The organism is Lacisediminihabitans sp. (assembly GCF_036569425.1).
Taxonomy (GTDB): Bacteria; Actinomycetota; Actinomycetes; order Actinomycetales; family Microbacteriaceae; genus Lacisediminihabitans.
In genome coordinates this window covers 1-9032 of sequence record NZ_DATCQQ010000056.1, presented here as the reverse complement: position 1 = coordinate 9032, position 9032 = coordinate 1, and the positions used below count along the sequence as shown (strand labels likewise).

7 protein-coding genes and 1 pseudogene are annotated in these 9032 nt (G+C 68.5%); 5 read left to right on the top strand and 3 right to left on the bottom strand.

All coding sequences use genetic code 11. The annotated features are described in order from the left end of the window. Both VIM54_RS09425 and VIM54_RS09420 read left to right on the top strand, forming a co-directional pair. A pseudogene (locus tag VIM54_RS09425) lies at positions 1–550 on the top strand (MFS transporter); the annotation flags it as partial. Between the two features lie 58 nt (positions 551–608). Then, entirely contained in the window at positions 609–1826 is a 1218-nt protein-coding gene (locus VIM54_RS09420) for a M20 family metallopeptidase (RefSeq protein WP_331900814.1), read from the top strand. 195 nt (positions 1827–2021) lie between these two features. On the opposite strand, the gene VIM54_RS09415 is transcribed toward VIM54_RS09420, so the two are convergent. Further along, the gene (locus VIM54_RS09415; RefSeq protein ID WP_331900812.1) at positions 2022–2801 is read right to left on the bottom strand and encodes an SDR family NAD(P)-dependent oxidoreductase; all 780 of its coding nucleotides are present in this window, start codon (positions 2799–2801) and stop codon (positions 2022–2024) included. A gap of 110 nt (positions 2802–2911) precedes the next feature. On the opposite strand from VIM54_RS09415, the gene VIM54_RS09410 reads away from it, so the two are divergent. Next, positions 2912–3958, top strand: a complete 1047-nt coding sequence (locus VIM54_RS09410) for an acyltransferase family protein (RefSeq protein ID WP_331900811.1) — start codon at positions 2912–2914, stop codon at positions 3956–3958. A gap of 3 nt (positions 3959–3961) precedes the next feature. Here the strand turns inward: VIM54_RS09410 and VIM54_RS09405 are convergent, their stop codons facing one another. Continuing rightward, positions 3962–5479: an MFS transporter gene (locus VIM54_RS09405; protein ID WP_331900810.1), complete on the bottom strand. Its 1518-nt coding sequence runs from the start codon at positions 5477–5479 to the stop codon at positions 3962–3964. Further along, a complete protein-coding gene (locus tag VIM54_RS09400; protein ID WP_331900809.1) occupies positions 5472–6044 on the bottom strand; it encodes a PadR family transcriptional regulator in 573 nt (190 codons plus the stop codon). The genes VIM54_RS09405 and VIM54_RS09400 overlap by 8 nt, the downstream gene beginning before the upstream one ends. Positions 6045–6218: 174 nt before the next feature. Here VIM54_RS09400 and VIM54_RS09395 point away from each other — a divergent pair, with 174 nt between their 5' ends. Together VIM54_RS09395 and metX are read left to right on the top strand one after the other, a co-directional pair. Beyond that, complete coding sequence (locus VIM54_RS09395) at positions 6219–7547, top strand: bifunctional o-acetylhomoserine/o-acetylserine sulfhydrylase (protein ID WP_331900807.1); 1329 nt, start codon at positions 6219–6221, stop codon at positions 7545–7547. A gap of 86 nt (positions 7548–7633) precedes the next feature. Then, complete coding sequence (gene metX, locus VIM54_RS09390; protein ID WP_331900805.1) at positions 7634–8839, top strand: homoserine O-acetyltransferase MetX; 1206 nt, start codon at positions 7634–7636, stop codon at positions 8837–8839. The last annotated feature ends 193 nt before the right edge of the window (positions 8840–9032 follow it).

Genomic DNA, 9032 nt, shown 5'->3' with positions numbered 1-9032 from the left:
AGGCTCCACCCTGATCGGCGTGTATCTCATCTCGATGATCGTCGGGGCGCTGCTCTTCCCCGTGGTCTCCCGCCGATTCTCCCCGCGGGTGGCCCTGATCATCGCGGCCTTCCTCGTGGCGATCGGCTACCTGCTCTTCCTGCCGTTCCACCTCGAGACGTGGCAGGTGTTCCTGAACATGTGCGTCGCCGGGCTCGGATCCGGTGCCCTCGTGGGCGCGCTGCCGGCGGCGGCTGCTGCGGCCGCCCCGCTGGGGCAGACCGGCATCGCGGCCGCGCTCACCAACACCACCAAGACGATCGGCGGCTCGTTCGCCTCCGCCGTCTTCGGCATCGTGCTCGCCGCCGGGGTGCTCACCGCGGTGGGCTCCACGGCGTCGAGCCTCGCCGGCTACATGACTGTCTGGGTGATCTGCGGGGTGGGAGCGCTCGTCGCGGCGGTCCTGCTCTTCTTCGTGCCGAAGCTCGCCTTCGCGGACACCCTCGATGAGGATGCGGAAGCGGCACCCGACCTGGCCGAACCGACCGCCTCACGGCACCCGGTCTCGTGATCGGCCGTTTCGTGTTCGGCCGTTTCGTGAGTGGCGCCCGGTGAGTGAGACTGTCAGCATGGATCTGAGGGAACTCGCCGTCGAGGCCGCCAACTACCTGGAGCCGTTGCGCTCCATTCGCCGCGACATCCATCGCCGGCCGGAACTCGGACTCGAGGTGCCGCAGACGCTCGCCAGGGTGCTCGAGTCGATCAGCGAACTCGGTCTCGAGACTCACCAGTCGACGAGCATCTCCTCCGCGGTCGTGCGCATCGTCGGCGACCTGCCCGGCCCCACGGTGGTGCTTCGCGCGGACCTCGACGCCCTCGCCCTCACGGAGGATTCCGGCGAGGAGTTCGCCTCGGAGATCCCCGGTCGGATGCATGCCTGCGGCCACGACCTGCACGCCGCGATCGGGGTCGGCGCCATCCAGCTGCTGGCGACCCACAAGGACCGGCTCGCCGGCGAGGTGCTCTTCCTCTTTCAGCCGGGCGAGGAGGGCGACAATGGCGCGGACCGCATGCTCGAGGAAGGCGCGCTCGAGCTCGCGCACGGCGAGCTTGTCGGTGCATACGCCGTGCACGTAACCACCGCGGCGCCGAGCGGGCTCGTCTCCACGCGTCCGGGTCCGCTGATGGCCGGATCGGCGACGCTCGACGTGACCCTGCGCGGAGCCGGCGGCCACGGTTCGGCCCCGCACCTCGCGCTCGATCCCAATCAGGCGCTCGCGGAGATCGTGACGGGCCTGCAGACCATGGTCACGCGCCGGTTCAGCGCCTTCGACCCCGTGATCATCACCGTCGGCTGGATCCGCGGCGGCGAGGAGGGCACCAACAACGTCATCCCGAGCACGTCATCCTTCGGCGCGACCGTGCGCACGTTCTCCCTCGAGAGCCTCGCCAACGTCGAGCGCTTCAGCCGCGCGCTCGTCGAGGGAATCGCCGCCGCCCACGGCCTCACCGCCGACGTCGAGTTCCTCTCGGTGACCGAACCGGTCGTCAACGCCCCGGAACACGCCGCGCTCGCCGAGCGGGTGGCCGTGGAGATGTTCGGCGCAGACGGCTACCACGAGTTGCCGACCCCGATCGGCGGTGCGGAGGACTTCGCCGCGATCCTGGGGGCCGTGCCAGGAGCCTTCGTGTTCGTGGGGGCGTGCCCGCCGGAGCTCGATCCGGCGACCGCGCCGTACAACCACTCGAACCTCGCCAGGTTCGACGACAGCGTGCTGCCGGCCGCCGCGGCCTACCTCGCCGCGCTCGCGTTCGCCCGGCTCGACGAGGTCGCTGCTCGCGCCTGACCCGCGCTCGCGGCATCCGGACGCCCGTCCATCCCCGCCGTCCATCCCCGCCGCCCATCCCGCCGCGCCGAGTCGGGGCGCCGAGTCGGGGCGCCGAGTCGGGGCGAATGGCCACTCTGAGCGCGCGAAAACGGCCGCTTGCCCCGCCTCGGCGCGGCGGCGGGCCGAAACGGGCCGCTGCCAGTCGGTGCGTGGCTAGTAGCCCTTCGGTCGCAGTTCGCCGCGGATCACCTTGTGGGGAGCCGCCTGCGCGACCGGCTTGATGGTCACCAGGTCGAGATTCACGTGGCTGGGCAGCTCGATCGAGTGGACGATGGCCTCGGCGATGTCCTCCGCGTGGAGCGGATTCGGCACATTCTCGTACACCGAGTCGGCACGCGCCCGGTCGCCGGCGAAGCGCACGAGCGAGAACTCGTCGGTCTTGACCATCCCGGGCGCGATCTCGAGCACCCGGATCGGCTCGCCGGCGAGCTCGAGCCGAAGCACCGCGACCAGGGCGTGGGCCGCGAACTTGGAGGCGTTGTAGCCACCCCCGCCCTCGTAGGCCACGTGGCCGGCGATGGAGGTGACGGTGAGGATGTCGGCGTGGCCGTCGACGGCCGCCGCGGCCCTCAGCAGGGGAAGCAGCGTACTCGTGACGCGCTTGACGGCGACGACGTTGACGTCGAACATCCGTGCCCAGTCCTGCGCTTCGCTCGCCTCGACCGACGCCATGCCGAAGGCGCCGCCGGCGTTGTTGACGAGGGCGTGCACGGGTCCGAGGCCGGCGAGATGATTGCGCAGTGCGTCGACCTGGGCCTGGTCAGTCACGTCGGCGGTGAAGACGTCGCAGCCCGTCTCGGCGGCCAGTTCCTCGAGTCGGTCCGCGCGCCGAGCGACCCCCAGAACACGCCAGCCGCGTTCGCGGAACAGCCGAACGGTCGCGGCCCCGATGCCCGAACTCGCCCCGGTCACCACTACTCGTCGCTCAGCCACATCCACTCCCTCAGGTCAGTTCTTCTCAACCGTAGCGCGGCTAGGGTTGTCGGGCGACGACCGTCCCGATTGCCGCGACGCACGGGGCGACCCCGACTCCGAAACGCCGCGTGCCGCTCTGGGACAACGCGCGTTTCCCCTGCGTGACCCTCGTGGTGATCGGCCATGGCGTGCAGCGCCTCACCGCCGATTCCCACAACGCCCTCGCCGTCTACCTGTTCATCTACGCCTTCCACATGCCGGCATTCGCGATGATCAGCGGCTACTTCTCCACGGCGAGTCCGCCCACCTCGAGGCAGATGAAGAAGGTGCTGCCCTACCTGATCGTGCAGTCGATCTGGAGCGTCGTGCAGTTTCTCGTGGAGGGCTCGACCAACGTCAACCCGACCACCCCGCACTGGACCCTCTGGTTTCTCCTCGCGCTCGGCATCTTCCGGCTCGTGCTGCCGTACCTCGCGGTCCTGCGCTTCCCCCTGCTCTGGAGCGTGGTGCTCTCCGTCGGGGTCGGCTACGCCAACAACGTCAACAGCACGTTCTCGCTCTCCCGCGCGATCGGAATCCTGCTGTTCTTCGTGCTCGGTTGGCAGGTTCGGCAGTGGAAGCTCGTGGACAAGTGGCGGGTCGTCGATCGGCAGACCTGGTGGATCCGCGGGGACGCGACCGGCGTGTTCGTCGCGTGGGGCGTCGCCGTCGTCGCCCCCATCGCCTGGTGGCGGTTCATCGACCCGCACTGGTTCTTCTATGACGACTCGTACAGCGGCCTCGGCCAGGGCCAGTGGTGGGCCGGCTTCGTACGACTCGGCTTCATCGCCCTCGCCGCCCTGTTGAGCGCGGCGTTCTTCGTGCTCGTGCCGCGCTCCAACACCTGGTTCACGGGCTTCGGGCAGGCGACCATGTACCTCTACCTGCTGCACAGCTTCATCCTCTATCCGCTGCGCGAGACGGGCGTGCTCACCGGCGGCCACTCGTCGGCCGTGTGGCTCGTGTCGATAATCCTGGCGAGCATCGGCATCTCGATCGCGCTTTCCAGCCCGCGCATCCGGCGCATCTTCCGGCCGATCATCGAACCGAAGCCGCGCTGGTTGTTCATCGAGATCGACGAGAAACGCGGCGGCGAGTCGCGCACGGATCCGACCGGGTCCCGGCGCAGCCGATAGCCGCTACTCCGCGAACCCGCGGTTGACCCGCCTCGGCAGGGCGAAGACGAGGAAGAACGCGACGAGGGCGAACACCGCGCTCAGCGCGATCGCCGACGCCGCGCTGGTGGTGAACCCGATGGCCACGTTGTGGGCCACGGCATCCTTGATCTCGGCGGCGCTGGGGCGGCCCGGGAACGTGGGCTTCTCGATCACGAGGGTGCCGAAGAAGACGCTACCGATCACCGCGATCCCGATCGCGCTGCCGAGCCGCTGCATCGTACCGATCACTCCGCTCGCGGCGCCGGCCTCCTGCGGGTCGACCGTCGCGACGATGAACTGCGCGTTCGGCGCGATGAACAGGCCGCTGCCGACCCCGGCGACGAGGAGCGGCAGCAGCAGCGCCCAGTTGGTGAGATCCGCGGCCGGCACGGTGAGCAGGATGATCCACACCGCGGCGAGGCCGATGGTCAGCATCCCGACCCCGATCACGAGCACCGTGCGGCCGAGCCTGGCCGCGAACCGGTTGCTCTGCGAGGCGCCGACGATGCTGCCGATCGCGAACGGGATGGAGACGAGGCCCGACTCGAGCGCCGTGTGCCCGAGCCCCGACTGCCAGAGGATCGAGATCGAGAAGAAGATGCTCGTGAACGCCGCGAAGTAGACGAGGGCGAGGATGGTGCCTCCGGTGAACGCCGCGTGGCTGTAGAGGTGGGGTGGCACGAGGGGGCTCTTGCCCCGTTTCGTGTAGAAGACCTCCCAGACCGCGAAGAGCACGATCAGCGCCACTCCACCGCCGAGGGAGATGAACGTCCAGGGCTTCCAGCCCACCGTCTGCCCCTCGATGAGCGGCACGAGGATTGCGACGAGTCCGCCCGCGAGAAGCAGCAGGCCGATCCAGTCGACCCCGCCGAAGCTCTTCGTGCTCGCGGCGCCCCGCGGCAGCAGGAAGATGGCCGCGACGAGGGCGATGATGCCGATCGGCACGTTGACGTCGAAGACGTAGCGCCAGCCCTCCTTCTCGCCGAAGGCCTGGATGAGCAGGCCGCCGACGATCGGGCCGAGAGCCGAGGAGACACCGATGACCGCGCCCATGATGGCGAAGGCCTTGCCTCGGGCTCGCGGTGGGAAGAGCAGCTGGATGAACGCCGTCACGGCCGGGAGGTAGATTCCACCGGCGAGACCCTGGATCACCCGGGCGACGACGAGCTGGGTGCTGTCCTGCGCGAGGCCGCAGGCGAGGCTCGCCGCGGCGAAGAGCGCGAGGCCGGTGAAGAAGATCCACTTGTGGCCGAACCGATCGCCGAGGCGGCCGGCCGGGATGAGCACGAGCCCGAAGGCGAGGGCGTACCCGGAGATGATCCAGGAGAGGGTCGCCTCGTTCGCGTCGAGGCTCGTGCGGATGGTCGGCAGGGCCACGTTCACGATCGTGGCGTCGAGCAGGGACATGAACATCCCAATCAGCAGCACGCTGAGGGCCTGCCAGGCTCGGCGGGGAGCGACGGCCAGGGCCGGAGCTCCGACTGCGGTGGTCTCACTCATGAGGGGTGTCCTTCCGGAACAGTTCGTCCGCGATGATCTCGGGTAGTGCATCAAGGAGTTGTTCGTGCCAGGCGATCTCGCCGCGCCAGCGGGAGAGCTGGTGTCGCATAGACCAGGTTTCGGCGAGCGTGAGATACCCCTTGATCGATTCGAGGTGCGCCTCGTTCGTCTCGGCCGTGGCGCGCAGGCGGCCGAGGCGCTCCTCGATCAGCGCCGGCAGCCGGTCGAGCCGCTCAGGATCGAGCCGCGCGAGGGCGAGATCGAGCGGGTCGGGTTTGATCACGATCTCGGTGAGCCCGTGCAACCGCAGTTCGTCGAGCGCCCGGACGCCGTCAACCGTGATGCGGTAGACCTGCCGTTCCGGGTAATTCCCGTGCTTCTCCACCCGCTCCCCCGCGATGAGCCCCTCAGCCGCGAGGCGTTTCATGGCCCCGTAGACCGCGCTCGCCGTGAAGTCGGTCCATTCGTCGATGTGTTCCTCTTCGGCGAGCAGGAGCAGTGCGTGCCCGTGCATGGGTCCGCGCTGCGCGAGCGATCCCAGGATGAAGAGGCGGATGGATGACACGCGACTACTCTCGCACGAGTAGTCGCGTCGCACAATCCGGTCGGACGAAATCATTACGCCGTGTGTCACGCCCATTGCCGTCACCCAGCCATGCTTCCTAGGCTGCATGCCACGAGGCGTTTGTTCGCGAGAGAATCGCGCCCAGCGCCGCACACCGACCAAGGAGCACCCGACATGAGCGACAACGCCGCCGACTGGAAGTTCGAGACCAAGCAGATCCACTCCGGAGCCGCACCGGACCCCACCACCAACGCTCGCGCCACGCCGATCTACCAGACCACGTCCTACGTGTTCAACAGCGCGGAGCACGCCCAGAACCTCTTCGCGCTCGCCGAATTCGGCAACATCTACACCCGCATCCAGAACCCCACCCAGGCCGTCGTCGAGGAGCGCGTCGCCGCGCTCGAGGGAGGCACCGCAGCCCTCCTCGTCTCCTCCGGCCAGGCCGCCGAGGTCTTCGCGGTGCTCAACATCGCCCAGTCCGGCGACCACATCGTCTCGTCCTCGTCGATCTACGGTGGTACATACAACCTCTTCAAGTACACCCTCGCCAAGCTCGGCATCGAGACGACGTTCGTGGAGAACCAGGATGACGCCGACGAGTGGGCGCGCGCCGTTCGTCCGAACACGAAACTTTTCTTCGCGGAGACCATCGGTAACCCCAAGATCAACATCCTCGACATCCGCCTCGTCGCCGACGTCGCGCACGGGGCCGGTGTGCCGCTGATCGTGGACAACACGATCGCCACCCCGTACCTGATCCGTCCGTTCGAGCACGGCGCGGACATCATCGTGCACTCGGCCACCAAGTTCCTCGGCGGCCACGGCGCGGTCATCGGCGGCGTGATCGTCGACGGCGGAAAGTTCGAGTGGTCGAAGAACGTGGAGAAGTTCCCCGGCCTCACGGAGCCGGACCCCTCGTACCACGGCGCAAGCTACACGACCGTGCTCGGCGACGGCATCGCGTACATCATCAAGGCCCGCGTCCAGCTGCTACGCGACCTCGGCTCCGCCATCGCCCCGGCGAGCGCGTGGCAGCTGATCCAGGGCATCGAGACGCTCAGCCTCCGCATCGAACGCCACGTGGAGAACGCCCAGACCGTTGCCGAGTGGCTGGAAGACCACCCGGACGTGGCCTCGGTCAACTACTCCGGACTGCCGTCGAGCCCGTGGTACGCCAAGGCCAACGAGTACGCCCCCAAGGGCGTCGGTGCCGTGCTGTCGTTCGAGCTCAAGGGCGGAGTGGAGGCCGGCCGTGCGCTGGTCAACAGCGTGACGCTGTTCAGCCACCTCGCCAACATCGGCGACGTGCGCAGCCTCATCATCCACCCGGCGTCCACGACCCACTCGCAGCTCACCCCCGAGCAGCAGCTCACCTCGGGTGTCACCCCGGGCCTCGTGCGCCTGTCGGTCGGCCTCGAGAACATCGACGACATCCTCGCCGACCTGAGCGCCGGATTCGCCGCGGCACGGGCCGCGACCAGTTCCTCCCAGAACGCCTGACCAAAGGGCCACGCGCCCGCTATACCGGGGCCCGATCTCGTAACAATGACATCGGGCCCCGCGCTATTGGGGATACTTGCCTAGACATGGATTGGCAGACACCCGAGGACACGGTCCCATCGAGCTTCGTCACCGAGGCCAACGTGAGGGCCATCATCGGCAAGCCGTCGGCGACCGGGGCGTGGCGCGAGGGCGACCAGCCGGGCGATCGCCAGTTCGTGTCGATCGGCGAGCAGAAGCTTGAGCGCGGCGGGTCTCTGCCGTTCGCCAGGATCGCCTACGAGACCTGGGGCGAGCTCAACGCCGACCGCAGTAACGCGATCCTCGTGCTGCACGCCCTCACCGGCGACAGCCATGTGCTCGGCGCCCCCGGCCGCGGCCACCCCACCGCGGGCTGGTGGTCCGGCATCATCGGGCCAGGCAAGTACATCGACACCGACCGGTGGCACGTCGTCGCCCCCAACATGCTCGGCGGCTGCCAGGGCAGCACCGGCCCGGCCTCCCTCGCCCCGGACGGCCGGGAATGGGGACCGCGCTTCCCCTACCTGACCATCCGCGACCAGGTCGCAGCCCAGGTCACCTTCTCCGACGCGATCGGCATCGACCGCTGGGCGGCAGTGATCGGCGGATCGATGGGCGGCATGCAGTCCCTCGAGTGGGCGATCGGGCATCCCGATCGGCTCGAGCGGGTGGCGGTAATCGCCACGCCCGTGCTGAGCAGCGCCGACCAGATCGCGCTGAACTCGGTGCAGATCGAGGCGATCCACATGGATCCCGGCTTCGCGGATGGCGAATACTACGAGGCGGCGGATGGCGATGGCCCGTACCGCGGCCTCGCGCTCGCCCGGCGCATGGCGCTTCTCAACTACCGGTCCCCCACCGAGCTCAACGACCGGTTCCAGCGCAGTTGGCAGTCGAGCATCAGCCCGCTCGGTGCCGAGGGCAAGTTCGCGGTGGAGAGTTACCTCGACTTCCACGGCAACAAGTTCACCCGGCGGTTCGACGCCAACAGCTACATCCTGCTCGTGCAGGCGATGAACTCGCACGACATCGGACGCGACCGCGGTGGGAGCGCCGCGGCCCTTTCGGCGGTCACGGCGAAGAGCCTCGTACTGGGCATCGACAGCGATCGGCTCTTCCCGGTCGCCGACCAGGTGGCCATCGCGAGCCGCCTCACGAACAACATCGATGGCGGCACAGCCGTCGTGATCCACTCCGAGTTCGGGCATGACGGCTTCCTCATTGAGGACGACCTCGTAGGAACGGAACTCGCGCGGCTGCTCGCCTCCTGAACGGGGTACAAGCGAGTTCCTGTCACCTTGACTATGCTCGGTGTACAGAGCGGTCTGTGGCATTACCCGATCACGCGGACCGCCGGGAGGAAGCGTTGGCTGTCACGACCAGGCCGGAAGAGCCGTCCTCCATCAGTGTCGCCATCGTCGACGACCACCGGCTGGTGGTCGACGGGATCGCCGCGCACATCGC

Excerpts from the sequence above, each read along its gene's own strand:
- VIM54_RS09420 (WP_331900814.1), top strand. The coding sequence starts at position 609 with ATGGATCTGAGGGAACTCGCCGTCGAGGCCGCCAACTACCTGGAGCCG.
- VIM54_RS09405 (WP_331900810.1), bottom strand. The coding sequence starts at position 5,479 with ATGAGTGAGACCACCGCAGTCGGAGCTCCGGCCCTGGCCGTCGCTCCC.
- VIM54_RS09395 (WP_331900807.1), top strand. The coding sequence starts at position 6,219 with ATGAGCGACAACGCCGCCGACTGGAAGTTCGAGACCAAGCAGATCCAC.
- metX (WP_331900805.1), top strand. The coding sequence starts at position 7,634 with ATGGATTGGCAGACACCCGAGGACACGGTCCCATCGAGCTTCGTCACC.